This is a genomic window from Bradyrhizobium sp. T-1, from assembly GCF_053592855.1.
On sequence record NZ_CM132115.1, the window covers coordinates 5923612 to 5949616 of the forward strand.

Consider the following 26005-nt stretch of genomic DNA (forward strand, 5'->3'; position numbering starts at 1 on the left):
AAAGCTCTCACCCCGAGGGGCGTCATCGAACGCGCATCGCAAAGGACGGGCCGCCCTCGCCTCTCCCGACGTGGGCTCCGTCTTCCTCCGCAGGACCAGGATCGGGAGCTATCGTCCGAGCTCCCGATCCATCCTCACTTCATCGGCCAGACAGCTTCGGCAACCGCCGCCTGCGACGGGAAGATGGTGACAAACTTGCCGCCGATATACTGCAGCAGCACCGGATCGGCGTCGTTGTTCTGACCCATGTCGTCGAACTTGACCCGCTTCCAGGGCATGATGGTCTGTTCGCCCGGAATGTCGGTTGCAGCCATCGCATCGCGGATCTTCTCGCCGTCGGTCGACTTGGCGCGGTTGATGGCGTCCGCAATCACGATCATCGCCATGAACTGCCGCGACGTGTTGTCGTTGAGGTCCTTGCCCGACTTCGCCTTGAACAGATCGTTGATCTTGCCGACCATCGGCCGCTTGGCGGCAAGATCGAGCGAGAAACTGCCGCGCGTGATCGCGCCTTCGAGCTTGTCGCCGACGGCGTCGTACAGCGCCTTTTCGGAGAAGCCGGCTGCCTGGGCCAGGATCGCGTTCGGCTTGTAGCCAAGCTCCGCCATCGTCTTGACCAGCAGGATGCCGTCCGTGGTGTAGCTCGAGGGCAGCAGCACATCGGCGTTGGCGGCCTTGAGCTGCTGGACTTCGGCAGACAAAGACGGCGAGTTGGCGCGGTACTTGATGTCGGCGACGATCTTGTAGCCGCGCTCGGTTGCGAGCTTGGTCTGGGCGTTGGCGGAGTCGGTGCCGAAGATCGTGTCTTCGTGGAACAGCGCCAGCGTGTCGGCCTTGACGCCCTTCTTCTTCATCGAGTCGAGGAAATCGAACATCGCGGCCGAGAACATCTCGTCATGCGGCGAAGCGCGGAAATAGTACTTCAGTCCGCGGCGATGCAGGCTCGGCGAGGAATTGTCCGCCGACAGGAACGGGACCTGGTAACGCTCGCAGATCTGGCTGACCGTGACCGCGACCGCGCTCTGATAGGAGCCGAGCACCGCGCAGACCTTCTCCTGGGTGATCAGCCGCTCGGCTTCGGCGCGTCCCTTTTGCGGGTCGCCCTGGTGGTCGGCGTACACCATGCGGATCTTGGCGCCGCCGAGGCCCGGCAAGCCGACGCCCTTTGCCAGCGGAAGATCGAAATCCTGATCGTTGTTGATGATGTCGATTGCGGTCTCGAATGCGCGCTGCGCATCGACGCCGACTTGCGCGCCGGCACCCGACAGGGGATAGGTCGCGCCGATCAGCACCTCGGAAGTTTGCGCGCGCGCGGCTAGCGGCAGCAGCGCGGCAGCGGCGGTGGCTCCGAGCAGAACGTCGCGGCGAGTGATGGTCATTGGCAAAGTCCCCTTTTATTCGCGCGTATCGAATGAAACGATTGGCAAACTGCGTAAAGCCCGAAGAAGCAGCAAACGCTGCCTACTAAATCACGGCCATGTTCCTGTTCTTCAGATCCGTCACCAGCATCAAGCCGGGCGAATGCGTGATTGCGAATGGTACCTTGGCGGCGTTGATCACCGATTGCGGCGTCACGCCGCAGGCCCAGAACACCGGGATCTCGTCGTCGGCGACAGGGACGGGATCACCATAGTCAGGCTTGGCGATATCCGTGATGCCGATCAGGTGCGGATGGCCGAGATGCACGGGCGCACCGTGCACGGCGGGATAGCGCGAGGTGATCTGCACCGCGCGGATCGCATCGGCCGGCTTGAACGGACGCATGGAGACGACCATCGGGCCTGCGAACGGGCCGGCCTCGCCGCACGCGATATTGGTGCGATACATCGGCACCCGCACATTCTCCTCGATGTGACGGATCGGCATGCCCTCGTCGAGCAGCGCCTCCTCGAACGAGAACGAGCAGCCGAGCACGAAGGTCACGAGATCGTCGCGCCAATGCTTGGTCACGTCGGTGGGCTCATCGACGACTTCGCCGTCGCGCCAGACGCGGTAGCGCGGCACATCGGTGCGGATGTCGAGGTCGGCGCCGAGCGCGGGGATATGCGGGCTGCCGACGTCGGACATGCCGATGATCGGGCACGGCTTCGGATTGAGCTGGCAGAAGCGGTGAAAGGCGCCGGCATATTCCGCCGGCAGGATCGCCAGATTGCCCTGGACGAAGCCGGGAGCAACGCCCGCAGTGGAGCCGACCTGGCCGCTGCGATAGGCGAGCCGGGCCTGACGGCTCGGGAGCGTGTCGGGCGTTTCAGTTTGCTGCGTTGCCACCAAAACAGTCATGCGATCGACCTGCCTATAAACTCGACAAAGACAGCCAACACCAAGCGTGCTATAAAGTCTAATCTTCCTTTCTAATCGATATCGATAAATCTATTTTATCGATTGGGGAAATCCTTCCAATGTTGGACTTCAGGTCGATCGAAACCTTCCTCTGGGTTGTCAAGCTCGGCAGCTTCCGAGGCGCCGCGGCCCGGCTCAATACGACCCAGCCGGCAATCTCCCAGCGCATCGCCCAGCTCGAACGCGAGATGGGCGTCAAGCTTCTGAACCGCGATCATCGCGTGGCCTCGCCCACCCCGAGCGGCCGGCAGATGATGGTCTACGCCGAAAAGCTGATCGGCCTACGCGCTGCAATGATGGCCGAAATCGGCGATCGTTCGGCGATGCGCGGCGTGATGCGGCTCGGCGTTGCCGAGACGATCGTGCATACTTGGCTGCCGCGGCTGGTGAAGAGCGTCAACGAGCTCTACCCAAACCTGTCGCTGGAAATCGAGGTCGACATCACGCCGAACCTCACCGCGCGATTGCTCGCGCAGGAGATCGAACTTGCGTTCGTGGTCGGACCGCTATCGGCCTCGGGCGTACACAACCGCGCGCTCGCCGATTACCCGATCGGCTTTCTCGCGAGCCCATCACTCGGGCTCGGCCATGGCCCGGTCACACCCGCCGATATCGCGCGGTTTCCGATCATCACCTTCCCGCGCAAGACCAGGCCCTACGAGGTCGTGCGCGAGGTGTTCGATCGGCCGGAATTGCCGCCGATCCGTCTCCATGCGTCGGCTTCGCTCGCAACCGTCATCCACATGGCGGTGGAAGGCCTCGGCATCGCCGTGATCCCCGACGCCATCGTCGAGAACGAGCTCGCCGACGGCCGGCTGCAATTGCTCGACACCGATCTGGAAATCGCACCACTGACATTCACGGCAAGCTGGCTCGCTTCGCCGGACGTCGTCGCGGTGCAGCGCGTCGCCGAGCTTGCCTGTCAGATTGCGCAGAGCAGCCTCGCGGTTGACGCGCCCGCGCCGGCGCGTCATTGAAAAAGGCGCCGGACAACTTCAACGAGATTCCGGGTTCGCCCTACGGGCGCCCCGGAATGACAGCGACAAATGGAAACGACGCATGAGCCGAGCCGCGACCAACCTGCAAATCGATTCCGCCCGCCTCTGGGGCTCCATCCATGAGACCGCGCAATTCGGCGCGACGGCCAAGGGCGGTGTACGGCGGCTGACACTCAGCAGCGAAGACAAGCAGGTGCGTGACTGGTTCCGGAAGGCCTGTGAGGAAGCCGGCCTGGAAGTTCATGTCGATGCGCTCGGCTCGCAGTTCGGCCTGCGCAAGGGCCGCGACATGTCGAAGCTGCCCGTGGGCATCGGCTCGCATCTCGACACCCAGCCGACCGGCGGCAAGTATGACGGCATTCTGGGAACGCTCGGCGCGCTCGAAGTGATCCGCACGCTGAACGACGCCGGCATCGAGACCGAGGCGCCGATCTGCGTCGTCAACTGGACCAACGAGGAAGGCTCGCGTTTTGCGCCGGCGATGATGGCGTCCGCGGCTTACGTCGGCGATTTCACCACCGACGACATTCTCTCACGCAAGGATATCGACGGCACCACCGTCGGCCAGGCGCTCGACAGCATCGGCTATCGCGGCGACAAGCCCGTTGGTTTCCAGAAGCTCGGCTGCTTTGTCGAACTCCACATCGAGCAGGGTCCGATCCTCGAAGCCGAGGGCAAGACCATCGGCGTGGTCGATTCCGGCCAGGGCGTGCTCTGGTACGACGGCAAGATTTCCGGCTTCGAGAGCCATGCAGGCTCGACACCGATGCCGCTGCGGCGTGATGCGTTGGCGACGCTGTCCGAAATCGTGCTGGCGATGGAAGCCATCGCCAGGAAACACGGACCAAACGCGGTCGGCACCATTGGCGAGGCCGTGATCGCGAACCCCTCGCGCAACGTCATTCCCGGCGAAATCGCTTTCACGATGGACTGCCGCAGCGCGGACGGCGCCATCATGGATGCACTCGATCGCGACCTTCGTGCCGCCATTGCCGAGATTGCCGCGCGCCGCAAGGTCGAGGTCGGGATCGACCTGGTCTGGCGCAAACCGCCGACGCATTTCGACCCCAAGCTCATCGCAGCGGTCGAGAACGCCGCAAAGACGCTCGGCTATTCTTCTCGCCGCATCACTTCCGGCGCCGGTCACGACGCCTGCAACCTCAACACCGTCATGCCGGCGGCCATGGTGTTCGTGCCCTGCAAGGACGGCATCAGCCACAATGAGCTGGAAGATGCCACGCAGCCCGACTGCGCCGCGGGCACCAACGTGCTGATGCACACCGTGCTGGCGATCGCCGGCGTTGCATCCTGATCGGAGACAGACATGCGTGGAGTTTTCGTCGACGCCAATGAAGTCCTCGCTGCGATCATGGAGCGGTTGGAGAAGCCCGGCGATCCCAAGGTGCGGATTCACAGGGACCCCGACATCAAGCCCGAGCAATATCCGGACGTTCTCGATGGCGCCGAGATTGCGATCGTCGATCACACCGCGTTGCCGACCGACGTTGCAAAGAAGTGCACGGGGCTCAAGCACGTCGTATTCCTCGGCACCGGTGCGCGGAGCTACATGAACCCGGAAGAACTCGCCGAGCTCGGCATTTCCGTGCATCTGATCAAGGGCTACGGCGACACGGCCGTCGCGGAATCCGCGATCGCACTGATGTGGGCCTCAGCCCGCGTCATCGCGAGGATGGACCGCGAGATGCGCGCCGGTCACTGGCTGCGCGAGGATGGCATGCAGCTCACCGGCAAGACGCTGGGCCTGATCGGCTTCGGCGGTGTTGCTGCCGAGGTGGCACGCATCGCCTCCGGCAGCGGCATGAAGGTCATCGCCTGGAATCGATCGCCGAAGACTCATCCCGGCGTGGAGTTCACCGATCTCGAGACACTGCTGGCGAGAAGCGACGTCGTGTCGCTGCACCTGCTGCTGAACGATGAGACGCGCGGCATGATCACGCGCGAAAAGATCGCCAAGATGAAGCCCGGCGTCGTCTTCATCAACACCGCGCGGGGCGCCATCGTCGACGAGCAGGCGATGATCGACGCGCTGAAGTCGGGCCACATCCGCCATGCCGGTCTCGACGTCTTCAATATCGAGCCGCTGCCGGCAGACCATCCGCTCACGAAGATTCCGAACGTGACACTGTCGGCACATTCCGCCTTCCGCACGCCGGAGGCGAGTGAGAACCTGATTGAAGCGGCATGGGTCCATTGCCGCCGGATCGTCAAAGGATAAGAGCAACAACAATGGCCGACTACCGCACGATCAAGGCAGAATCGCTCCTCAACGCCATCAGCGCCATCGTCAAGGCCGGTGGATCTACCGACCGTGAAGCCGAGCTCGTCTCCACGAACCTCGTGGAAGCGAACCTCAAGGGCCACGACTCCCACGGCGTCGGCATGATCCCGCGCTATGTCCAGAGCGTCACCAACGGCGGCCTTGCCGTGAACCAGCACGTCAAGATCGTGCTCGATACGGGTCCGCTTCTCACCCTCGATGGCCTCACCGGCTACGGCCAGGTGATCGGTCACGAAGCGATGGAGCTGGCGGCAGAGCGCGCCAAGCGTAACGGCGTATGCCTCGTCGGCCTCTCCAACTCGCACCATATCGGCCGCATCGGCCACTGGGCCGAGCAGTGCATCGAGCATGGGCTGGTCTCGATCCACTTCGTCAACGTGATCTCGCGCCCGATCGTGGCGCCCTGGGGCGGCAGCGATGCGCGCCACGGCACCAACCCGTTCTGCGTCGGCATCCCGCGCAGGGGCAAGGACCCCATCGTGCTCGACTTCGCCACCAGCCGGATCGCGCAGGGCAAGACCCGCGTCGCCCACAACAAGGGCGTCGAGCTCGAGCCCGGCACCATCATCGACAATGAAGGCAAGCCCACCGTCAATCCGCGCTACACCGTGATCCCGCCGCACGGCGCCATCCTGCCGTTCGGCGAGCACAAGGGTTCGGGGCTCGCGCTGGTGTGCGAAATCCTCGGCGGCGCGCTCTCCGGCGGACAGGTGGTCAAGGGCCCGTCTGACGGCAAGTACAACGTCCTGAACGGCATGCTCTCGATCGTCATCGATCCGGAGAAGCTCGGCACGGGCGAAAACCTGGCGCGCGAAGTCGAGAGTTTCGTCGCCTGGCACACCGGCTCGCCTCCCGGCCCCGGCGTCGACAAGGTCAGGATCGCCGGCGAGCCCGAACGCGAGACCAAGAGGAAGCGCCTCGCTGAAGGCATTCCGGTCGACCCGACCACCTGGCAGGAGATTCTTGAGGCCGGGAAGAAGTTCGGGCTGGACCAGGTCGCGATCGAGAAGATCGCGGGCTGAACGAAATCGTCGATGTCGTCCCGGCGAAGGCCGGGACGACCATTTGGCTAGCAGCGCGCTTTAATCCACCATATCGGCAACGGCCTTGCCGCACGCCGTCGTATCGGCGTTGCCGCCGAGGTCCTTGGTGCGCAGCGTACGCTCCGCCAGCGTGCGTTCGATCGCCTCGACGATCGACTTGCCAGCTTCCTTCTCGCCGAGATGCTCCAACATCATCGCGCCCGACCAGATCATACCGATCGGGTTGGCAATGCCCTGCCCCGCGATATCCGGCGCAGAACCATGGACCGGCTCGAACACCGACGGGAAATCGCCCTCGGGGTTGATATTGCCCGACGGCGCGATGCCGATGGTGCCGGTGCAGGCCGGACCGAGGTCGGACAGGATGTCACCGAACAGGTTGGATCCGACGACGACGTCGAACCAATCCGGATGCAGCACGAAGTTCGCGGTCAGAATGTCGATGTGGTACTTGTCCCACTTCACGCCCGGAAACTTCTTCGCCATCGCCTCCACGCGCTCGTCCCAATAGGGCATGGTGATGGAGATGCCGTTCGACTTCGTCGCCGAGGTCAGATGCTTTTTCGGCCGCGACTGCGCCAGCTCGAAAGCAAATTTCAGAATGCGGTCGACGCCGGTGCGGGTCATCACCGTCTGCTGCGTCACGAACTCACGGTCGGTGTCCGGGAACATGCGGCCGCCGACCGAGGAATATTCGCCTTCGGTGTTCTCGCGCACCACCCAGAAATCGATATCGCCGGGCTTGCGGCCCGCCAGCGGCGACGGCACGCCGGGCATCAGCCGCACCGGGCGCAAATTCACGTACTGGTCGAACTCGCGACGGAACTTGATCAGCGATCCCCACAACGAGACGTGATCCGGAATCTTGGCCGGCCAGCCGACCGCGCCAAAATAGATCGCGTCGTGCTTGCCGATCTTCTCCTTCCAGTCATCCGGCATCATCTGGCCGTGCTTCTCGTAATAGTCCCAGGACGAGAAGTCGAAATGATCGAATTGCAGCGACACGCCGTGCTTCTTCGCCGCAGCCTCCAAGACGCGCATGCCCTCGGGCATCACTTCCTTGCCGATGCCGTCACCGGGAATGACTGCGATCCGGTATTGTTTCTTGCTCATCGAGAACGTCCTTGTTGGGTCCGGCAGCCGCCGCCTTCTGATGGCTCTGCAATGGACCAAACACGGCGGCAGTGCAACGCTGCACTGCAATGTTGACCATGGCGCGGGCAAGCGCCTACTGATTTCATCCGTGTTCCTCTCCTGCGAGTACCTCAGATGGATCTGCATTTGCGTGGCAAGCGCGTCCTGATCACAGGCGCGTCCAGGGGCATTGGCGCAGCTGCTGCCGAGGCGTTTGCCGAGGAAGGCGCCCATCTCCTGCTCGCCGCCCGCAGCGGCGATCAGCTCGAGGCGCTGGCCGATCGCTTGCGCTCGGCGCACCAGATCGATGCCGCGACGAGCGTCGTGGATTTGCGCAAGGCCGAGGATGTCGTGCGGCTCGCCAAGGAGGCCGCTGACATCGACGTGCTCGTCAACAATGCCGGCGACATTCCCGGCGGCTCCATCGACAAGATCGACGAGGCCACCTGGCGCCACGCCTGGGAATTGAAGGTGTTCGGCTACATCAACCTCACGCGGCAGATCTATGCCCAGATGAAGGCCAAGGGCGGCGGGGTCATCGTCAACGACATTGGTGCCGCCGGCGAGAAATTCGACGCCAACTACATCTGCGGCAGCGCCGGCAATGCCGCGCTGATGGCTTTCACCCGCGCGCTCGGAGGCAAAAGCCTCGCCGACAACATCCGTGTGGTCGGCATCAATCCTGGACCGGTCGGCACCGACCGCCACGTCACGCTGCTGAAGACGCGGGCAAAGCACCAGTTCGGCGACGAGACCCGTTACAAGGAATTCCAGAAGAGTCTGCCGCTTGGCCGCCCCGCGCATGCGCGCGAGATCGGCGACCTCATGGCGTTCCTGGCCTCGGATCGCGCGGGCTATACGTCGGGCGTCATCTACACGGTGGACGGCGGCATCAGCGCGGGATGGGGCTAACTGCTCCAAAGTTCTTAAGCATCGCCGTTCCGGGGCGATGCAACGCATCGAACTACGGTGCGCAATTGCGCACCTGAGAACCGCGAGATTCCAGGGTCGCCCTTTGGGCGCCCTGGAATGACAATCCAGAGGTAGGAGTAAAATAATTGTCTGAAGACCTGATCCGCGAAACCGCCTGCGTCGTCGTCGACAAGCTGCGCTCCGGCGACGTCTCTCCGCTCGAGCTGCTGGACGCGGTGGAAAAGCGCGTCAAGGAGGTCGACGGCAAGGTCAACGCGCTGCCGACGCTTTGCTTTGATCGGGCGCGCGACAACGCCAAGGCGCTGATGCAGAAGCCGGCCGGCGCCCGCGGGCTGCTGGCGGGCCTGCCGGTGCCAATCAAGGACCTGACCGATGTCGCGGGCGTGCCGAACACGCAGGGCTCGCCGATCTTCAAGGACAACATCTCCGCCACGTCCGACCTCATGGTCGAGAATCTCGAGGCCAACGGCGCGGTCGTCTACGCCAAATCCAACACGCCGGAATTCGGCGCCGGCGCCAACACCTTCAATGAAGTATTCGGCGCGACGCTCAATCCCTGGGATACGTCCAAATCGGCCGCTGGCTCCTCCGGCGGCGCAGCGGTGGCGCTTGCGACCGGCATGGCTTGGCTCGCACAAGGCTCCGACATGGGCGGCTCCTTGCGCAGCCCCGCAGCCTTCTGCGGTATCGTCGGCATGCGGCCGAGCATCGGCCGCGTTGCCCATACCCCCAAGTCGGGCGTCGATCGCAATCTCGGCGTCGCCGGGCCGATGGCCCGCAACGTCGAGGACCTGGCGCTGCTGCTCGACGCCATGAGCGGTGACTATGCGGACGATCCGTTGTCGCTGCCGGCGCCTGCGACCTCCTTCCTGTCAGCGGCTCAATCGGGCAAGAAGCCGAAGCGCATCGCCTATTCGCCAGATCTCGGCATCACCCCTGTCGACCCGGAGGTCAAAGCGATCACCCGCAAGGCGGCCGAACGATTTGCAGAGGCCGGTGCGATCGTCGAGGAGGCGCATCCGGACTGGCGCGAGGCGCATGAATGCTTCCACGTGCTGCGTGCCTTCGATTTCGCCATCACCAAGGCCAATCTGCTGCGTACCAAGCGCGATCTGCTCAAGCCCGAAGTGATCTGGAACATCGAAGAGGGCCTCAAGCTCACCGTCGAGCAGCTCGCGCGCGCCGAGGCGCAGCGCGTCGGCATGACTGCGCGCGCGGTCGAATTCTTCAAGACCTACGATCTGTTGCTGACGCCGACCACGATCGTCCCGCCCTTCCCGATCGAGAACCGCTATGTCGCCGAATGCGCGGGCAAGAAGTTCGAGAACTACATCGAATGGCTCGGCATCGTCTACGCCATCACGCTCGCCTGCTGCCCGTCGCTGTCGCTGCCCTGCGGCTTCACGAATTCGGGTCTTCCGGTCGGCGTGCAGGTCGTCGGCGCGCCGCGCGCGGATGCGCAGGTGATCGCGGGTGCGAAGCTGCTCGAGGACATTCTTGGCCTGCGGGGGCAGACGCCGATCGATCCGCGGGTGAAGAAGTAATCGCTCTCCACCGCGCGCTCCGCCGCACCCTCCCCCTTGCCCTTGTGGGAGAGGGTAGCTCGCCGCGAAGCGGCGAGACGGGTGAGGGGTATCTCTCCACAAGGGACTCTCACCGCCTGAATTTGACGATAGAACCCCTCATCCGGCGCTTCACGCCACCTTCTCCCAGAAGGGGAGAAGGAAGATCACCTCCCGCCCGTCGCCTCCAGGCTCCGGCTATAGCGCGACATCGCGAAGCAGAAGGCGAAATAGATCGCGGCGACGAAAATATAGACCTCGACTGAAAACTGCTGCCAGGCCGGATCGATGATCGCGGTCTTGGCCGTCGTCAGCAGGTCGAAGATGCCGATGATCAGCACCAGGCTGGTGTCCTTGAAGAACGCGATAAAGGTGTTGACCAGCGGCGGAATGACGTGGCGGATCGCCTGCGGCAGGACAACGAGCCGGTGCTTCCGCCAATAGGACAGCCCCAGCGCGTCGGCAGCCTCGTATTGCCCGCGCGGCACGGCCTGGAGACCACCGCGGATCACCTCAGCAAGATACGCGCCCGCGAACAAAATGATCGCGATCTGTGCCCGCAATAGCTTGTCGATGTTGAATCCGCTGGGCATGAACAGCGGAAACATCACGCTCGCCATGAACAGAAGGCTGACCAGCGGCACGCCGCGGATCAGTTCGACATAGAGCACCGAAAGCGACCGGATCGCCGGCAGCTTTGAGCGACGGCCGAGCGCAACCAGGATGCCGAGCGGAAAACCGAACGCCAATCCGAACGTCGCCAGGATCAACGTGACCGGCAAGCCACCCCACCGGTCCTGCGAGACGAAGGAGAGCCCGAACACCCCGCCCCACATCAGCGCGCTGATCAGCGCCAGCGCGCCAATCCAGAGATAGGCCAGCTCGCGCCGCCACAGGGCGCGGCGGGTGGAGAGATAGAACAGGGCGATGAACAGCACGACGGACAGCGCCGGCCGCCACTGCTCGTCGAACGGATAGGTGCCGAACAGGATGAAGCGGTACTTCTCGGGAATGATGGCCCAGCAGGCGCCAAGACCGCGCACCGCCTTGCAGGCGCTGGAATCATTGGCCGGCGTGATCCACACCGCATTGGCAATGCCCCATAGCACGAAGCTGATCACGCCTTTCGCCAGCACCGCCAGCAGGACGACTGTAAGAATGCCGTTCGGGATCGACGAGAACAGGTTGGTGCGCAGCCAGCGCAGCACCGGATTGCCGATTTGCGGGCGGCGGGCGGCGCGCGGCACGTCCGGCATGTCGGTAATCGCGGTCATGCTCAGCGCTCCGCCAGCGCGATGCGCGCATTGTACCAGTTCATGAAGAAGCTGATGCCGAGGCTGATGGTCAGGAACACCGCCATGATCAGCGCGATCGCCTCGATCGCCTGCCCGGTCTGGTTCAGCGTCGTGTTGGCGATCGAGACCACGTCCTGGTAACCGATCGCGACCGCGAGCGAGGAGTTCTTGGTCAGGTTGAGATATTGGCTCGTCATCGGCGGCACGATCACGCGCAGCGCCTGCGGCAGGATGATCTGTCGCAGCATGAAGCTGCGGCGCAGGCCGAGCGCGCTGGCGGCGTCCCACTGCCCGCGCGGCACCGACTGGATGCCACTGCGCACGATCTCGGCGATGAAGGCCGAAGTGTAGGTGACAAGCGCGATCAACAACGCAAAATATTCCGGCGCGAGCGTCAGCCCGCCGACGAAGTTGAAGCCGCGCAATTCCGGCCACTCGATCTTCCAGGACACGCCGAGCAGCACCGACACCGCCGCCGGCAGCACGACAATAAGACCAACCGCAAGAGGCCACGCCCGCCGCGGCTTGCCGTCACGCATCTGCTGGGCGACCAGCCGCTGCTGAATGATGTAGAATGCGGCACAGCCCAGCACGGCCGTGCCGAGCACCCAGAGCTGCGGTGAGCCAACCGGAATCGCCGGCAGGATCAGGCCGCGGTTGGAAAGAAAAATACCCTCGACCGGCCGCCACGCGGCACGTGCGGCCGGCAGCGCCTGCATCAGAACGTACCAGAACAAGAGCTGAAGCAGCAGCGGGATGTCGCGCAGGACCTCGACATAGACGGCGGCGAGCCGCGACAGCAGCCAGTTCGCCGAAAGCCGAGAGATGCCGATCAGCGTCCCCAGGATGGTCGCGAGCACGATGCCGATCACCGCGACGCGTAGCGTATTGGCGACACCGACGACGAAGGCCCAGAGGTAGCTGTCTCTCGGATTGTACGCGAGCAGGCTGTCGGCGATTGGCATCCCGGCCTCGCGGCCGAGAAAGGCAAAGCCGGTGGTGATACGGCGGGCCGAGAGGTTGGTGACGGTGTTGGACCAGAGGAAGACGATGACGGCGACCGCGATGCCGACCACCAGCACCTGCCAGAACAAGCCCTTTAATTCGTTCGGCCCGAGCGCGCCGAAAAAGCTGCGGCGCGGCGGTGGCCTGGGGGCATCAGAGGTCACGGCACAAAAATCCTTCCAGAGAGCAGCGATTTCCGGCGGCGCACGTCAACTGTTGCACCAAACTCTGATCCATGCAACAAATGTTTCATGGCCGAGCCCGCAAGATCCTCGCCTTTGAGCGACCTCCGCATTGCGTTGCCATCGCTCCCCCTGCGCTTGCAGGAGGTCGGGCGTTTCGTCGCGGCCAATGATTACGACGCCACCACCCGTTCGATGCGCGACCTCGCGGCAGAGGCCGGCGCCGATCCCGCCGCATTCACGCGGCTTGCCAAAGCCATCGGCTATTCCGGCTGGGACGAATTGCGCGCCGCGTTGACGGAGGCGCGGCGGCCGTCGCAGACCTCGCCCTTCTCGGCTCGCGCCAAAAGCCGCCGCCACGGCCCGGACGCGGACGTCGCGCTCATCACCGACAAGCTCGAGGCTGAGGCCGCCGGCCTGCCGCGCATCTCCGCCCACGCCATCGCAGAGGCGGCCCGCGCACTGCATGACGCCAAACGGATCTGGATCTCCGGTTATCGCAGCTGCCGCAGCGTTGCCGAACTGCTGAACTACGAATTACGGTTGTTTCGTGCCGAGCAAGTTCAACTCGTCGGCGCGTCCGGCCCGGACGATCTCGATCTCGGCGCCTTCCGCCCCGGCGAAGCCGTCATCGTCTTCGGTTTCTCGCCCTATACGCATGCGAGCGTCCGCGTCGCCCAGGCCGCTCATCACGCTGGCGCGACGCTGGTCGCGATCGCGGACAGCGCGGCCGCTCCGATGGCCGAGGGCGCCGACCATGTGCTGCTGTTCGAAGCGGCTTCCTCGCCCGGCTTCTTCCCGAGCCTCACCGGAGCGCTCGCAATTGCGCAGTCCCTGGCCGCGGTGACGTTTTCGCTCGGCGGCACGACCGCGAAGAAGCGCCTTCAGAACACCGAGGCCCGGCTCGCCGCGGCCTCCACTTACGTCTCAGAGAAAGGTTGATCCATGGGCACCCGCACCAGCCGCGTGCTGCACCGCTCGCTGCGAGAGACGCCACCCAAGGCGATCGGCGGCGAAGGCGTCTATCTCTTTGCCGAGGACGGACGACGTGTGATCGACGCCTCCGGCGGCGCGGCCGTCTCCTGCCTCGGCCATCAGCATCCGCGCGTGATCGCGGCGATGGCGAAGCAGGCTTCGACGCTGGCCTATGCCCACACCGCCTTCTTCTCGTCCGAGCCGGCCGAGGCGCTCGCCGAGACTCTGGTCGGCCACGAGCCGGGCGGCCTCGCCTACGCCTATTTCGTCAGCGGCGGGTCGGAAGCGATCGAGGCCAGCATCAAGCTCGCGCGGCAATATTTCATCGAGCGCGGCGAGCCGCAGCGGCAGCATTTCATTGCGCGGCGGCAGAGCTATCACGGCAACACGCTCGGCGCGCTCGCCGCCGGCGGCAACGCGTGGCGCCGCGCGCCCTATGCGCCGCTGCTCTCCGCCGCCTTCAGCCACGTGACGCCGGCCTTCGCTTATCACGAGAAGCACGACGGTGAATCCGATGCGCAGTTCGTGGCGCGGCTCGCGGCTGAGCTCGAAGCAGAGTTTGTGCGGCTTGGCCCCAACACCGTCGCCGCGTTCCTCGCCGAGCCGGTCGTCGGCGCCACCGCCGGCGCGGTGACCGCGCCAGACGGCTACTTCAAGGCGGTGCGCGAGATCTGCGACCGCTACGGTGCCCTGCTTATCCTCGACGAAGTGATGTGCGGCATGGGCCGCACCGGCACCACGCACGCGTGGCAGCAAGAAGGCATCTCCCCTGATATCCAGGCGATCGCCAAGGGGCTCGGCGGCGGCTACCAACCGATCGGCGCGATGCTGGCGAGCGGCAAAATCATCGACACCATCCGCTCAGGCTCCGGCGCCTTCCAGCACGGTCACACCTATCTTGCCCATCCGCTCGCCTGCGCAGCGGCGCTCGCGGTGCAAGATGTGATCCGCGAGGACAATCTGCTCGAGCAGGTCAAGCAGCGCGGGAGGCAGCTCGAGCAGCGGCTGACCGAACGCTTCGGCAATCACCAACATGTCGGCGATATCAGGGGCCGCGGCCTGTTTTGGGCGATCGAGCTCGTCGCTGATCGCGCCAGCCGCACCTCGTTCGATCCTGCACTCAAGCTGAACCAGAAGATCAAGGCGGAAGCCTTCGCCAACGGGCTCGGCTGCTATCCCGGCGGCGGCACCGTGGAAGGCATCCGCGGCGACCACGTACTGCTGGCGCCGCCCTATATCGCTTCGGCAGATGAGATCGACCAGATCGTCGACAAGCTCGGCACGGCCGTCGACAACGTGTTGCGTAGTGTCAATCACTGAGGGGAGAGTAGCATGATGAGGAAAGTGGTTATCGCAGCGGGCGTGCTCGCAGCATCGACAGTCGTTGCGTCGGCGGCGACGCTCGACACGGTGAAAAGCCGCGGAACGCTGGTGTGCGGCGTCAGCGCCGGCTTTGCCGGCTTCTCGGCACCCGACTCGCAAGGCAATTACAAGGGCCTCGACGTCGACTATTGCCGCGCGCTCGCCGCCGGCGTGTTAGGTGATCCCAGCAAGGTGCGATACGTCTCACTGACCGCGCAGAACCGCTTCACGGCGCTTCAGTCCGGCGAGATCGACGTGCTCTACCGCAACTCGACGGAGACCTATTTGCGCGGCGTGACGCTGGGCTTGCGCCAGGGTCCGATCAACTTCTACGATGGCCAGGGCTTCGTCGTGAAGAAGGACCTCGGCGTGAAGGAGCTGAAGGACCTCAAAGGCGCCACCGTTTGCGTCGCGCAGGGCACCACCCATGAAGTCACGCTCGGCGATTACGGCCGCGCCAACGGCATCGACTGGAAGCCGCTGGTGTTCGACCGCGTCGACACCATGTACCAGACCTTCTTCGGCGGCCGCTGTGACGCCATGACCCAGGACGCCTCCGCGCTCGCCGGTGCCGTCACCACCGCGGCTCCGAACCCGGCCGATTATGTCGTGCTGCCGCAGACCATCAGCAAGGAGCCGCTCGGGCCGTTCACCCGCAACGGCGACGAGGTCTGGAGCGACATCATCACCTGGCTGCATTACGGGCTGATCGAAGCCGAGGAGCTCGGCGTGACGCAGACCAATGTCGACGAGATGACGAAGTCGCAGACACCGGCGATCCAGCGCTTGTTGGGCGCCTCCGGCGATCTCGGCTCGCGGCTTGGTCTCGACAACAAATGGCTGGTCACGGCGATCAAGGCCACAGGTAATTATGGCGAGATCTACGAGCGCAATGTCGGCAAGGCGAGCCCGCTCAAGCTCGAGCGCGGCCTCAACGGCCTCTGGAGCAAGGGCGGCTTGATGTACGCGATTCCGTTCAAGTAAGGAGCTCACCTTTCCCCGCTTGCGGGGAGAGGTCGGATTGCGACCGGCGATGCAAAGCATCGTCCGGGGCAATCCGGGTGAGGGGGACTCTCCACGCGTCCACCTCTCACGTTTTGCGCGGATAGAGCCCCTCACCCCAACCCTCTCCCCGTAAAAGCGGGGAGAGGGAGAAGAAGCACCGAGCCCATGCGCATCGCGCTGATCCACGCCCTGAAACACTCCATCGCCCCGATCGAGGCGGCGTTCGCGCGGGCGTGGCCGGAGGCACGGCTGATGAACCTGCTCGACGACAGCCTGTCGGCGGATCTGGCGCGTGACGGTAAGCTCAACGACGCCATGACCGAGCGCTTTCTCGCCCTCGGCGATTATGCGGCGACCACCGGCGCAAACGGCATCCTGTTCACCTGCTCGGCCTTTGGCCCCTGCATCGAGGCGGTCGCGCGGGCACATGCGCCGATGCCGGTGCTCAAGCCGAACGAGGCGATGATCGAGCAGGCGGTGACCATGGGCAACAGGATCGGCCTGCTCTCGACCTTTCCGCCGACGCTGGCGTCGATGCCGCCGGAGTTTCCCGCATCCGTCCAGATCGTGCCAAAGCTTGCCGAGGGTGCGCTGGCCGCACTCGACCGCGGTGACCGCGCCACGCACGACCGGCTGATCGTGGAGGCATCTAGGGATCTGCGTGATTGCGACGTTATCGCACTGGCGCAGTTCAGCATCGCATCGACCGCGCCGCTCGTTGCGGAAGCCACCGGCCGCCCCGTCGTGACTACACCTGATAGCGCGGTCGAGAAGCTGATGAAGCTTTTGAAAGCGAAGGCCTAACCGCCCGCCTTCTTTCGACGCTGCGCGTCCTTGATCGCGACGGCGAGCGCGGCCTTCGTTTCGTTCACAAAGTCCTCGACCAGCTCCTCTCGCGTGGCGTGCGCCGCCTCGCCGGTGAACAGGCCCTGCTCGGCCAGCATCACAACGCCGTGCAGCGCCGCCCAGATCTTGAGCGCCTGCCGTTCGCGCAAATAGCCGACCGCGGGCGCTTCCAGAGCTTCAATCACCAGTTCAAACGTCTCACGCGTGACCTCATGCAGCTCGCTGCCCCTGGCCGCGCAGGAGACGGTGCGGGACGCGAACATCAGGCGGTAGACGCCGTTGCGACGCAGACCGAAATCGAGCGTCGCTTGCGCCAGTCGCGACAGCTTCGATTGCTTCGAGGGCTTCGTCATCGCTTCGCGCAACATCGCGCTGAACTGCCGGAACGCCTCCGCGGTCACCGCGGCAAGCAGCGCCTCACGGTCGGCGAAATGACGGTACGGCGCGGGCTGCGAAACACCGAGCTGCTTCGCCAGCGCCTTGATGCTGATCGCTTCCGCCCCGCCCTGCTCCGCCTCGCGGAGCGCGGCCTTGATCAGGGCGTCGCGGAGATCGCCGTGGTGGTAGGTGTTCTCGGGCTTGCGAGCGAGTTGTGAACGCATGTTACGGCGGAGCCTATAAGTTTGCGCTTGACAGGGGAAGCCTGCGGCGAATGTAATAGCATATAACTTAGAATATGCGGCAAGTGCCGCTGACAATAATGACAAAGAGGAACGCGCCGCCCTTTTGGGCCTGAGCGCACACGACCGAGGGAGCCGCAATGGCCGAACGACTGAGAGTTCACGTCGATCCCGACAAATGCCAGGGTCACGCGCGCTGCAAGGCGCTGGCGCCGGAGCTGTTCGAGCTCGATGAATACGGCAACGCCCATGAGGCCGGTGACGGCACGGTTCCGCCTGGCCTCGAGGACAAGGCTTGGCTCGCCAAATCCAACTGCCCGGAAATCGCGATCGATGTGATCGAGGAGTAGCGCGGCCCCTGCCCGCGCGCCTTGCGTGCCTTCAGCGAACACGAGTTCCAAGGGATTTTCCTGCCATGTCCGATATCAGCCAGCCCGCCGCCCATCCCCCTGTGACCGACTGGGTCAACGATTTCGACCACACCGATCCGCAATGGACGGAGGATCCGTTTCCGATCTGGGAGGAACTGCGCGCGGCAAGCCCGGTCGTGCATACCGAGCGCTTCCTCGGCTGTTACATGCCGACGACCTATGAGGCAGTGCGCGAGATCGCCAACGACACCGAGCATTTTTCCTCGCGCCGCATCATCGTCCGCGACGTGCGGCCCGAGGTCGCCAGGAACGCGGCCCCGCCGATCACCTCCGACCCGCCCGTGCACAAACCGGCCAAGCAATTGCTGCTGCCGCCGTTCACGCCGGATGCGATGAAAAAGCTCGAACCGCGGATGCGCGCGATCTGCAACGAGCTGATCGACGGCTTCATCGCCGACGGCAAGGTCGACGCAGCCGCGCGTTACAGCAAATACATCCCGGTTCAGGCGATCGCACACATGCTCGGCATTCCCGAGAGCGACAGCGATCTCTTCATCAACTGGATCCACATGATCCTGGAGCTCGGCATCAAGGACGAAAACAAGCTGCTCGAGGCCGTGCACGGGATGAGCGATTACTTCAGGGCGCATATCGAGGAGCGGAGGTCGAGGCCAACCGACGATCTCATCTCGTATTTGATGAATGCCAAGGACAAGGAAGGCCAGCCGCTGGAAGAGTCGCACGTTCTGGGTTCGTTGCGGCTGCTCCTGATCGCCGGCATCGACACGACCTGGAGCGCGATCGGCTCCTCGCTCTGGCATCTCGCCCGGACGCCGGCCGACCGCGAGCGTCTGATCGCTGAGCCGGGGTTAATCCCGACCGCCGTGGAGGAACTTCTGCGCGCCTATTCGCCGGTAACGATGGCGCGCGAGGTCGTCAAGGAGACGACCATCTCTGGCTGCCCGGTCAAGACGGGCAACATGGTTCTGCTGTCCTTTCCGGCTGCGAACCGCGACCCGAAAATGTTTCCGGACGCTGACAAGGTCGTGATCGACCGCCGGGAGAACCGCCATGCCGCCTTCGGCCTCGGCATCCACCGCTGCGTCGGTTCCAACCTGGCGCGGATGGAGATGCAGGTTGCGCTGGAGGAATGGCTGAAGCGGATTCCTGACTTCCGGCTCGATCCGGCGGGCACCGTGACCTGGTCCCAGGGCACCGTGCGGGGCCCTCGCCAGTTGCCATTTCTGCTCGGAAAGGCGATGTAGGCCTCTCCGGAACTGACGGAGAGAGGCCGGACGTGACAGAGCAAGCAACCCACCCGGCCTCCGACCACATCGATCTCGCCGACGCCCAGCGGCGGATCAAGGCGATCTTCATCGGCTCGATCGGCAATCTCGTCGAGTGGTACGATTTCTACGCCTATACGGCGTTCGCGCTCTATTTCGCTCCGGCGTTCTTTCCCGGTAATGACCCGGTCGTGCAGCAGTTGAACGTCGCCGTGGTGTTCGCGGCGACCTTCCTGATGCGTCCCCTGGGCGGCTGGTTGTTCGGCTACATTGCGGATCATTTCGGCAGGCGCATCTCGCTGACACTGTCCGTTGTCTTCATGTGTTTCGGCTCGCTGATCATCGCGCTGACGCCGACCTATGCCACGATCGGCTTCGCTGCGCCGGTGATCCTGGCGCTCGCCCGCGTCATCGAGGGGTTGAGTCTCGGCGGCGAATACGGCGCCAGCGCCACCTATCTGAGCGAGGTCGCGGACCCCAAGCATCGTGGCTTCTATTCGAGCTTTCAGTACGTCACGCTGATCGGCGGGCAGCTCACCGCGATCATCGTTCTGCTGCTCCTGCAAAAGGTCTTCCTCACGCCCGACGAGCTCAAGGCCTGGGGCTGGCGCATCCCGTTCGCGATCGGCGCGGCACTCGCGATCTTTGCCGCGGTGATGCGGCGCAATCTGCACGAGACTGAGGCGTTCGAGGAAGCCAAGAAGGTCGTGAAGCCGACCGGCTCGCTCACCAATCTGCTGCGCTACCCGCGCGAGCTGCTGCTCGTGGTCGGACTCACTGCCGGCGGCACCGCGGCGTTCTATACCTTCACCACCTACATGCAGACTTTCGTCAAGCTCTCGGTGGGCCTGACCGAGGACCAGACCACCTTCGTGATCTTCGGCACACTGATCTTCGCAACCATCCTGCAGCCGATCTATGGCGCCATCTCCGACAAGATCGGGCGCAAGCCGCTGCTGATCTTCTTCGGCGTCGCCGGCACGCTCGCGACCGTGCCGCTGCTGATGACGCTGAAGGAGACCAAGTCGCCTTTCATGGCCTTCATCCTGATCTGCTGCGCCTGGCTGTTCGTCGCCGGCTACACCTCGATCAACGCCGTGGTGAAGGCCGAGCTATTCCCGACCAATGTCCGCGCCCTCGGCGTCGGCCTGCCCTACGCGATCACGGTCTCGATCTTCGGCGGCACCGCGCCCGCGATCGCGCTCTATTTCAAAAGCATCGGGCACGAGGACTGGTTCTACTACTATCTCGCCGGAATCATCTGCCTGTCGCTGATCATCTATTCCACCATGCGCGATACCAAGCATGCCTCCGCGATGCACCGCCACGAGTAGCTCATTGACGAGTAAGCTATGGCCGACGAGACGCCATCCGACAGCAAGCTGACACGCACCAAGGAGAAATGGGCGCGCGAAGGCCGCTTCCTCACCGGCAAGATCACGCGCCCGGAGGATCAGCGCCTGCCGCCCGGCCAGCATCTCACCCAGGACTGGCCGGTGCTCGATCTCGGGGTCATGCCGCCGGTCTCGCGCGATCGCTGGCGGCTCGACGTCTACGGCGCGATCGAGACCCCCGTGTTCTGGACCTTTGCCGAATTCGCCGCGCAGAAGCAGGACCGGTTCACCTCCGACATTCATTGCGTGACCACCTGGTCGCGCTACGACAACCTTTGGGAAGGCCTCGCCACGCGCGAACTGCTGGCGGCCTGCCGGCCGCGCGAGGATGCGCGCTTCGTCGTGCTGCATTCCTATGACGGCTACACCACTAATCTCGCGCTGGACGATTTCGCCGCCGAAGACGCGCTGCTCGCCCATAGCTGGTCGGGCCAGCCGCTGACGCAGGAGCATGGCGGCCCGGTGCGGATGGTCGTGCCGCATCTGTATTTCTGGAAGAGCGCCAAATGGCTGCAAGCCATCGAATTCCTGACCGAGGATGCGCCGGGCTTCTGGGAAGTCCGCGGCTATCATAACCGCGGCGATCCCTGGGCCGAGCAGCGCTATTCGGACGATTAGGTTCTAGCAAGACGGGGAAAGCCCATGCAGACCGAACGCTTTCAATTCACAGGCGAAGGCGGCCATCAGCTTGCGGCCGCGATCGAGCTGCCGGACGGCGAGCCCGCAGCCTTCGCACTGTTCGCGCATTGCTTCACCTGCGGCAAGGATACGCTGGCGGCAAAACGCATTTCGGTCGCACTCGCCGCCAAGGGCATCGCGGTGCTGCGCTTCGACTTCACCGGGCTCGGCTCCAGCGAGGGTGAATTCGCCAATTCGACCTTCTCCTCCAACGTCGCCGATCTCGTGCGGGCCGCCGATCATCTGCGGACGACGCGCAAGGCGCCGTCCCTTCTGATTGGCCACAGCCTCGGCGGTGCGGCCATTCTTGCGGCAGCCGCACAAATTCCGGAGGCCAAGGCGGTTGTGACCATCGCTGCGCCTTCCGATCCCGCGCACGTGACTGGTCTGTTCAGCAAGCATCTCGACGACATCCGCGCCCAGGGCGAAGTCGAAGTCTCGCTCGCGGGCCGCCCGTTCCGGATCAGGCGCGAATTCCTCGACGATATCGTCGAGCACGAGCTGATGAAGGACGTCACCGGTCTCCATAAGGCGCTGCTGATCATGCAGTCACCTGTCGACGATACCGTCGGCATCGATAATGCGACCAGGATCTTCGTTGCGGCGAAGCACCCCAAGAGCTTCGTCTCGCTCGACCAGGCCGATCATCTCCTGACGAAACCGGCGGACGCGCTTTACGCGGCAGACATGATCGCGGCCTGGGCCAGCCGCTATATCGACATGGCAAGATCTGCGAAGGTCGCGGACCTCCCCGAAGAGCCGCGCAAGGTCGTGGTGCAGGAGACCCGCAAGAGCAAATTCAACCAGATCATCACGGTCGGGCCGCATCGTCTGGTCGCGGACGAGCCGAAGGCTGCCGGCGGCGAGGATGCCGGTCCCGGCCCCTACGACTTCCTGCTCGCGGGCTTAGGGGCCTGCACCTCGATGACCATGCGCCTCTATGCCGACCGCAAGTCGCTGCCGCTCGACCGCGTCACCGTCACGCTGAAACATTCCAAGATCTACGCCAAGGACTGCGCGGAATGCGAGACGCGCGACGGCATGCTCGACCAGATCGAGCGCGACATCGCGATGGATGGCGCGCTCGATGCCGAGCAACGCAAGAAGCTGATGGAGATCGCCGACAAGTGCCCGGTGCACCGGACGCTGACCTCCGAGATCCGCATCGTGACCACGGCGGTAGGCTAGCGCGCTAGAAGCACGACACCATCGTTCGCACCGCAGCACTGATCTCGGCCTCGCGCCAGGCCGCAAAGCCGAGCAGCAGACCGTGATCGCGCGGTTTGCCCAGCGCAAGGCTGGATAGAGCCCGCGTCTCGACGCCCGCCTCAACCAGCCGCTTGACTGCCGCCTGATCGGCGCGACTGCGCTTGAGGCGCGCGACGAGCTGGATGCCGCCCGAGGGCACCTCGACCGAGAGCACCTCACCCAGCTGCCGCTCCAGCCCCTCGACGAGATGATCCCGCCGCGCGTGATAGAGCCGGCGCATCCGGCGCAGATGTGCGAGGAAATGCCCGTCGGCGATGAACTCGGCGAGCGCCTCCTGGATGTGGCTGGAGGCTATCAAGCCGATGTGCCGCTGCGCGATTTCCAGGGTGCCGACCAGCGCCGGCGGCACGACGAGATAGCCAAGCCGGATATCCGACGTCATCGCCTTGGAGAAGGTCCCGACATAGAACACGCGGCCGTGGGCATCGAGCCCCTGCAAGGCCGGCACCGGCCGGCTATCGTAGTGGAATTCGCCGTCGTAATCGTCCTCGACGATCCAGGTCTTGCCAGGGCTGCTTGACCTCAAGAATTCGGTGCGGCGTGCCAGCGACATCACCCGTCCGGTCGGATGCTGATGCGACGGCGTCATGAAAATGAGCTTCGGCGCGGCCAATCCCGGCATCCGCTGCATGCCCTGCTCGTCGAGCCGCATGCCTGTCACACGCGCGCCGGAGGCACGAAAGGCGGCTGCGGCGCCGGGATAGCCGGGATCCTCGACCCGGACCTCGTCGCCCGGCGTGATGAGAACAGCCGCGATCAGGGTCAGCGCGGCCTGTGCACTCGGCAGGATCATGATCTGGTCGGCAGTCGCCCGAACGCCTCTGCTGGCCGCCAGATAATGCGCCAGCGCCTCGCGCAGGCGGATGCGGTTGACCGGACCAAGCTCGCGCCTGGCGGCGCTGACGGCACTGCGGCGCAGGCAGCGCGCCCAGATCTCGTTCGGAAACTCCCGCGCATCTCCGTGCCCCGGACGCAACGGCTTGAGCTGGGCCTGATAGGACATCGGCCAGTCCGTCTGCTTGAGCTTCGAGGCCCAAGGTGAGAGCCGCAGCCTGGCTGAGCGCGTTCTCGGTGTGGCCGCGCCCGCTTCTTCGCTGGATTCGCCGCCGTCAACCGTGACCACCGGGCGACGTCCGGGCGACGCCTCGAGATATCCCTCGGCGGCGAGCTGCTCGAATGCATATGTCACGGTGTTGCGCGAAACGCTGAGATCGCTCGCGAGCCGCCGGCTCGATGGCAATGCACGGCCTTTGCCAATACGGCCGGTCGCGATCAGGCTTCGGAGCTGGCTCGTCAGTTGAACAGCCAATCCCTCACCGTCGGTCCGCTTCAGGTCAATCAGGGCCGAAATCATCGCCTCGGAAACTGGCACCTTGATCTTCTCCTATCTGGCACTTTTTCAGGTACCAGGGCGGATGCTATCCACCGGCTCGAACTGCTTCAAGGGTCTTGCGATGAACTCTTCCCTGTCGCCTCGCGCGGCCATCGGCCTGTTCCTCATCGTCGTGCTGGCCTGGGGCGTGAACTGGTCGGTGACGAAGCAGCTCGTGCAATTCCTTCCGCCGCTATGGACCTCGGCAATCCGGAGCTGGATCGCGTTGGCGGGTTTGCTGGTGATTCTCGGACTCAGCAAAAATCTGGTGATCCCCGAGCGGCGCGACATTCCTGTGATCCTCAGCGTGGCGCTGCTGCACATGACCGTGTTCTCGGTCCTCGTCGCGGCCGGCGTGCGCTTCCTGCCCGCGAGCAAGGCCGTCGTGCTCGGCTACACCACGCCGCTCTGGGTCGCGATCGCCGCGCCCCTACTCGGCAAGGACACGCTGACAGCACCAAAGCTCGCAGGCGCGCTGCTCGGATTGATCGGACTTGCCGTGATCCTGAATCCCGCGTCGATCGACTGGGCCAGCGGCAACGTCGTGCTCGGCGCCGGCATGGTCATCCTGGCCGCGATCTCCTGGGCCGCGAACATCATCTATATCCGCGCACACCGGTGGATCGCATCCCCGCTCCAGCTTCTGATCTGGCAGGTGCTCGTCGCGACGATCGTGCTGACGGGATCGGCGCTGATCACGGATGGTCTGCCGCATTCAGAATGGTCATGGCGCCTCGTGCTGCTGTTCCTGTATTCCGGCCTGATCGGGACGGCATTGGCCTATTGGGCGATGTCGATGGTCAACAAGAGCATCTCGGCCCTGACGACGGCGCTCGGCACCACCGGGACACCGCTCGTCGGCATCGCCAGCGCGGCGATCCTGCTGGGCGAGCCCATCGATATGAGCCTCGTCATCGCAGCCGCGCTGATCGTCACAGGCATTGGTCTTGCGACTCTCGGCGACCGGCTGCTGCGCCGTCAGGCCATGGCGAGCGGCTGAACCCGCAACGCGCCGCGCAGGCCGGCCGTGGTGCCAAGCAGAATGCCGGCGACCGCAATGAACGAGCCCACCGCAAGCGTCGATACACCGGTGAGCCCCTGCCCAATCGAGCAGCCGAACGCCATCACGCCGCCGATGCCCATCAATGCGGCGCCGGCGGCCGAGCGCAGCATGTGGCGTGGCGAGGAATAACCTTCGAGATGGAAGCGGCCCGTGGCGATCGCGGTCACCAGACTGCCGGCAAAGGCTCCGCCAACAGTCGCGATGCCGAAGTTGAGCGTCAGGCCGGTCGAGAGCATCGCGTATTGCAGACTGTCAGCGATCGGCGCGATGAAGGTGAGCGAGGTTACCGGAACGGGGTTGAAGTCGTCGGCACCGAGATAGCCGGTCACATACCAGCCGCTGGCGACGAGAAGGCCTATGATGGCTCCTGCCGCGATCTGGCCTGGCGAGCGGCGGAATGCCGGATGCGCGAAAGCAAACAGGATCAGCGCGAGGGCAATCAAGGCAGCGGCCAGCATACGCGAAACGGCTTCGGTGGGTCCGAGCGTCGCCAGCAGCGAGGGCAGCGAATTGACGGCGACAGTGGCTTGCGATGCCTGAACCAGCGCGATGCGTGCCGGTGCGATCAGGCCCTTGAGCGTCATTTGCGCGGCGATGGCCAGCACGATCACGACGACAAAGGAACGGAGATTGCCGCGCCCGAGCAGCACCAGCGCACGCGAGCCGCAGCCGTTCGACAGCACCATGCCGTAGCCGAACAGCAATCCGCCCAGGAACAGCACCGGCGCCGAGAATGTCTGTTGCAGATAGATCGACTTGCCGAGATCGGCCATGCCGTTACCGGCAAGGAACTGGCTCGCGGCAATCGCAACCGCGATCGCCAGCGCGTAGCTGCGCACCAGCCGACCGTCCCCTTCCGTCAGCCAGCCGCGCATGCTGCTCATCAGGCAGAAACCGCTGAGCAGGCCGACGGAGCCATAAACCAGGCCAATGACGAGGCCGGCGAGGATGACGAGTTGGGTCGATTCCATGA

General features: G+C 64.5%; 24 protein-coding genes. 16 read left to right on the forward strand and 8 right to left on the reverse strand.

The genetic code is table 11. From position 1 onward, the window contains the following. Nucleotides 1-134 precede the first annotated feature (134 nt). Both ACWAT4_RS28475 and ACWAT4_RS28480 read right to left on the reverse strand, forming a co-directional pair. Nucleotides 135-1379, reverse strand: a complete 1245-nt coding sequence (locus tag ACWAT4_RS28475) for an ABC transporter substrate-binding protein (RefSeq protein ID WP_212297999.1) — start codon at nt 1377-1379, stop codon at nt 135-137. Nucleotides 1380-1464: 85 nt separating this feature from the next. Next, the gene (locus ACWAT4_RS28480) at nt 1465-2280 is read right to left on the reverse strand and encodes a putative hydro-lyase (protein ID WP_212297998.1); all 816 of its coding nucleotides are present in this window, start codon (nt 2278-2280) and stop codon (nt 1465-1467) included. Between the two features lie 119 nt (nt 2281-2399). On the opposite strand from ACWAT4_RS28480, the gene ACWAT4_RS28485 reads away from it, so the two are divergent. The 4 genes from ACWAT4_RS28485 to ACWAT4_RS28500 all read left to right on the forward strand — a co-directional run bounded on the left by ACWAT4_RS28485 (nt 2400) and on the right by ACWAT4_RS28500 (nt 6659). Further along, the gene (locus ACWAT4_RS28485) at nt 2400-3317 is read left to right on the forward strand and encodes a LysR family transcriptional regulator (RefSeq protein ID WP_212297997.1); all 918 of its coding nucleotides are present in this window, start codon (nt 2400-2402) and stop codon (nt 3315-3317) included. 82 nt (nt 3318-3399) lie between these two features. Further along, nucleotides 3400-4650 (forward strand): Zn-dependent hydrolase, encoded by a 1251-nt coding sequence (locus tag ACWAT4_RS28490; protein WP_212446371.1) that lies wholly within the window; start codon nt 3400-3402, stop codon nt 4648-4650. Between the two features lie 12 nt (nt 4651-4662). After that, on the forward strand, nt 4663-5574 hold the full coding sequence (locus ACWAT4_RS28495) for an NAD(P)-dependent oxidoreductase (RefSeq protein ID WP_449728641.1): 912 nt from the start codon (nt 4663-4665) through the stop codon (nt 5572-5574). A gap of 11 nt (nt 5575-5585) precedes the next feature. Next, entirely contained in the window at nt 5586-6659 is a 1074-nt protein-coding gene (locus ACWAT4_RS28500) for a malate/lactate/ureidoglycolate dehydrogenase (protein WP_449728642.1), read from the forward strand. A 60-nt stretch (nt 6660-6719) separates the two neighbouring features. On the opposite strand, the gene ACWAT4_RS28505 is transcribed toward ACWAT4_RS28500, so the two are convergent. Further along, nucleotides 6720-7793, reverse strand: coding sequence for a tartrate dehydrogenase (locus ACWAT4_RS28505; RefSeq protein ID WP_212297993.1), 1074 nt, complete (start codon nt 7791-7793; stop codon nt 6720-6722). Nucleotides 7794-7949: 156 nt separating this feature from the next. Here ACWAT4_RS28505 and ACWAT4_RS28510 point away from each other — a divergent pair, with 156 nt between their 5' ends. Beyond that, nucleotides 7950-8726 (forward strand): SDR family oxidoreductase, encoded by a 777-nt coding sequence (locus ACWAT4_RS28510; protein WP_449728643.1) that lies wholly within the window; start codon nt 7950-7952, stop codon nt 8724-8726. Nucleotides 8727-8872: 146 nt separating this feature from the next. Further along, on the forward strand, nt 8873-10291 hold the full coding sequence (locus ACWAT4_RS28515; RefSeq protein ID WP_449728644.1) for an amidase: 1419 nt from the start codon (nt 8873-8875) through the stop codon (nt 10289-10291). 185 nt (nt 10292-10476) lie between these two features. Here ACWAT4_RS28515 and ACWAT4_RS28520 read toward each other — a convergent pair whose 3' ends face one another. Together ACWAT4_RS28520 and ACWAT4_RS28525 are read right to left on the reverse strand one after the other, a co-directional pair. Beyond that, nucleotides 10477-11583 carry an amino acid ABC transporter permease gene (locus ACWAT4_RS28520; protein WP_212297990.1) on the reverse strand — a complete coding sequence of 369 codons (1107 nt, stop codon included), beginning with the start codon at nt 11581-11583 and terminating at the stop codon, nt 10477-10479. 2 nt (nt 11584-11585) lie between these two features. Next, nucleotides 11586-12773: an amino acid ABC transporter permease gene (locus ACWAT4_RS28525; protein ID WP_212424963.1), complete on the reverse strand. Its 1188-nt coding sequence runs from the start codon at nt 12771-12773 to the stop codon at nt 11586-11588. Nucleotides 12774-12860: 87 nt separating this feature from the next. Here ACWAT4_RS28525 and ACWAT4_RS28530 point away from each other — a divergent pair, with 87 nt between their 5' ends. From ACWAT4_RS28530 to ACWAT4_RS28545, 4 genes are all read left to right on the forward strand, one after another. Continuing rightward, nucleotides 12861-13733 carry a MurR/RpiR family transcriptional regulator gene (locus ACWAT4_RS28530; protein WP_212297988.1) on the forward strand — a complete coding sequence of 291 codons (873 nt, stop codon included), beginning with the start codon at nt 12861-12863 and terminating at the stop codon, nt 13731-13733. 3 nt (nt 13734-13736) lie between these two features. Continuing rightward, nucleotides 13737-15086, forward strand: coding sequence for an aspartate aminotransferase family protein (locus ACWAT4_RS28535; RefSeq protein WP_212424962.1), 1350 nt, complete (start codon nt 13737-13739; stop codon nt 15084-15086). Nucleotides 15087-15098: 12 nt separating this feature from the next. Then, entirely contained in the window at nt 15099-16112 is a 1014-nt protein-coding gene (locus ACWAT4_RS28540) for an amino acid ABC transporter substrate-binding protein (RefSeq protein ID WP_212297986.1), read from the forward strand. A 186-nt stretch (nt 16113-16298) separates the two neighbouring features. Continuing rightward, nucleotides 16299-16937 (forward strand): aspartate/glutamate racemase family protein, encoded by a 639-nt coding sequence (locus tag ACWAT4_RS28545; protein ID WP_212424961.1) that lies wholly within the window; start codon nt 16299-16301, stop codon nt 16935-16937. On the opposite strand, the gene ACWAT4_RS28550 is transcribed toward ACWAT4_RS28545, so the two are convergent. Next, nucleotides 16934-17581: a TetR/AcrR family transcriptional regulator gene (locus tag ACWAT4_RS28550; protein ID WP_212297984.1), complete on the reverse strand. Its 648-nt coding sequence runs from the start codon at nt 17579-17581 to the stop codon at nt 16934-16936. The two genes, ACWAT4_RS28545 and ACWAT4_RS28550, sit on opposite strands and share 4 nt — an antisense overlap. Before the next feature lie 158 nt (nt 17582-17739). Between ACWAT4_RS28550 and ACWAT4_RS28555 the strand changes: the two genes are divergently transcribed. From ACWAT4_RS28555 to ACWAT4_RS28575, 5 genes are all read left to right on the forward strand, one after another. Then, nucleotides 17740-17949: a ferredoxin gene (locus tag ACWAT4_RS28555; protein ID WP_148774408.1), complete on the forward strand. Its 210-nt coding sequence runs from the start codon at nt 17740-17742 to the stop codon at nt 17947-17949. Nucleotides 17950-18014: 65 nt separating this feature from the next. Next, the gene (locus ACWAT4_RS28560; protein WP_212424960.1) at nt 18015-19235 is read left to right on the forward strand and encodes a cytochrome P450; all 1221 of its coding nucleotides are present in this window, start codon (nt 18015-18017) and stop codon (nt 19233-19235) included. Nucleotides 19236-19267: 32 nt separating this feature from the next. Beyond that, entirely contained in the window at nt 19268-20590 is a 1323-nt protein-coding gene (locus ACWAT4_RS28565; protein ID WP_212424959.1) for an MFS transporter, read from the forward strand. Nucleotides 20591-20608: 18 nt separating this feature from the next. Beyond that, nucleotides 20609-21268, forward strand: a complete 660-nt coding sequence (locus ACWAT4_RS28570; RefSeq protein WP_212424958.1) for a sulfite oxidase-like oxidoreductase — start codon at nt 20609-20611, stop codon at nt 21266-21268. 24 nt (nt 21269-21292) lie between these two features. Next, a complete protein-coding gene (locus ACWAT4_RS28575; protein ID WP_212424957.1) occupies nt 21293-22516 on the forward strand; it encodes a bifunctional alpha/beta hydrolase/OsmC family protein in 1224 nt (407 codons plus the stop codon). A 4-nt stretch (nt 22517-22520) separates the two neighbouring features. Here ACWAT4_RS28575 and pdxR read toward each other — a convergent pair whose 3' ends face one another. Continuing rightward, nucleotides 22521-23951 carry a MocR-like pyridoxine biosynthesis transcription factor PdxR gene (gene pdxR / locus ACWAT4_RS28580; protein WP_449731275.1) on the reverse strand — a complete coding sequence of 477 codons (1431 nt, stop codon included), beginning with the start codon at nt 23949-23951 and terminating at the stop codon, nt 22521-22523. 100 nt (nt 23952-24051) lie between these two features. Here pdxR and ACWAT4_RS28585 point away from each other — a divergent pair, with 100 nt between their 5' ends. Then, nucleotides 24052-24969 (forward strand): DMT family transporter, encoded by a 918-nt coding sequence (locus tag ACWAT4_RS28585; RefSeq protein ID WP_212297979.1) that lies wholly within the window; start codon nt 24052-24054, stop codon nt 24967-24969. Here the strand turns inward: ACWAT4_RS28585 and ACWAT4_RS28590 are convergent. Then, nucleotides 24948-26003 (reverse strand): YeeE/YedE family protein, encoded by a 1056-nt coding sequence (locus tag ACWAT4_RS28590; RefSeq protein WP_449728645.1) that lies wholly within the window; start codon nt 26001-26003, stop codon nt 24948-24950. The two genes, ACWAT4_RS28585 and ACWAT4_RS28590, sit on opposite strands and share 22 nt — an antisense overlap. Nucleotides 26004-26005 lie beyond the last annotated feature (2 nt).

What these genes read in the sequence shown, in the direction of transcription:
- ACWAT4_RS28475 (WP_212297999.1), bottom strand. Translation starts at nt 1,379, where the DNA reads ATGACCATCACTCGCCGCGACGTTCTGCTCGGAGCCACCGCCGCTGCC.
- ACWAT4_RS28480 (WP_212297998.1), bottom strand. Translation starts at nt 2,280, where the DNA reads ATGACTGTTTTGGTGGCAACGCAGCAAACTGAAACGCCCGACACGCTC.
- ACWAT4_RS28485 (WP_212297997.1), top strand. Translation starts at nt 2,400, where the DNA reads ATGTTGGACTTCAGGTCGATCGAAACCTTCCTCTGGGTTGTCAAGCTC.
- ACWAT4_RS28490 (WP_212446371.1), top strand. Translation starts at nt 3,400, where the DNA reads ATGAGCCGAGCCGCGACCAACCTGCAAATCGATTCCGCCCGCCTCTGG.
- ACWAT4_RS28495 (WP_449728641.1), top strand. Translation starts at nt 4,663, where the DNA reads ATGCGTGGAGTTTTCGTCGACGCCAATGAAGTCCTCGCTGCGATCATG.
- ACWAT4_RS28500 (WP_449728642.1), top strand. Translation starts at nt 5,586, where the DNA reads ATGGCCGACTACCGCACGATCAAGGCAGAATCGCTCCTCAACGCCATC.
- ACWAT4_RS28505 (WP_212297993.1), bottom strand. Translation starts at nt 7,793, where the DNA reads ATGAGCAAGAAACAATACCGGATCGCAGTCATTCCCGGTGACGGCATC.
- ACWAT4_RS28510 (WP_449728643.1), top strand. Translation starts at nt 7,950, where the DNA reads ATGGATCTGCATTTGCGTGGCAAGCGCGTCCTGATCACAGGCGCGTCC.
- ACWAT4_RS28520 (WP_212297990.1), bottom strand. Translation starts at nt 11,583, where the DNA reads ATGACCGCGATTACCGACATGCCGGACGTGCCGCGCGCCGCCCGCCGC.
- ACWAT4_RS28530 (WP_212297988.1), top strand. Translation starts at nt 12,861, where the DNA reads ATGGCCGAGCCCGCAAGATCCTCGCCTTTGAGCGACCTCCGCATTGCG.
- ACWAT4_RS28535 (WP_212424962.1), top strand. Translation starts at nt 13,737, where the DNA reads ATGGGCACCCGCACCAGCCGCGTGCTGCACCGCTCGCTGCGAGAGACG.
- ACWAT4_RS28540 (WP_212297986.1), top strand. Translation starts at nt 15,099, where the DNA reads ATGATGAGGAAAGTGGTTATCGCAGCGGGCGTGCTCGCAGCATCGACA.
- ACWAT4_RS28545 (WP_212424961.1), top strand. Translation starts at nt 16,299, where the DNA reads ATGCGCATCGCGCTGATCCACGCCCTGAAACACTCCATCGCCCCGATC.
- ACWAT4_RS28550 (WP_212297984.1), bottom strand. Translation starts at nt 17,581, where the DNA reads ATGCGTTCACAACTCGCTCGCAAGCCCGAGAACACCTACCACCACGGC.
- ACWAT4_RS28555 (WP_148774408.1), top strand. Translation starts at nt 17,740, where the DNA reads ATGGCCGAACGACTGAGAGTTCACGTCGATCCCGACAAATGCCAGGGT.
- ACWAT4_RS28560 (WP_212424960.1), top strand. Translation starts at nt 18,015, where the DNA reads ATGTCCGATATCAGCCAGCCCGCCGCCCATCCCCCTGTGACCGACTGG.
- ACWAT4_RS28570 (WP_212424958.1), top strand. Translation starts at nt 20,609, where the DNA reads ATGGCCGACGAGACGCCATCCGACAGCAAGCTGACACGCACCAAGGAG.
- ACWAT4_RS28575 (WP_212424957.1), top strand. Translation starts at nt 21,293, where the DNA reads ATGCAGACCGAACGCTTTCAATTCACAGGCGAAGGCGGCCATCAGCTT.
- pdxR (WP_449731275.1), bottom strand. Translation starts at nt 23,951, where the DNA reads ATGATTTCGGCCCTGATTGACCTGAAGCGGACCGACGGTGAGGGATTG.
- ACWAT4_RS28585 (WP_212297979.1), top strand. Translation starts at nt 24,052, where the DNA reads ATGAACTCTTCCCTGTCGCCTCGCGCGGCCATCGGCCTGTTCCTCATC.
- ACWAT4_RS28590 (WP_449728645.1), bottom strand. Translation starts at nt 26,003, where the DNA reads ATGGAATCGACCCAACTCGTCATCCTCGCCGGCCTCGTCATTGGCCTG.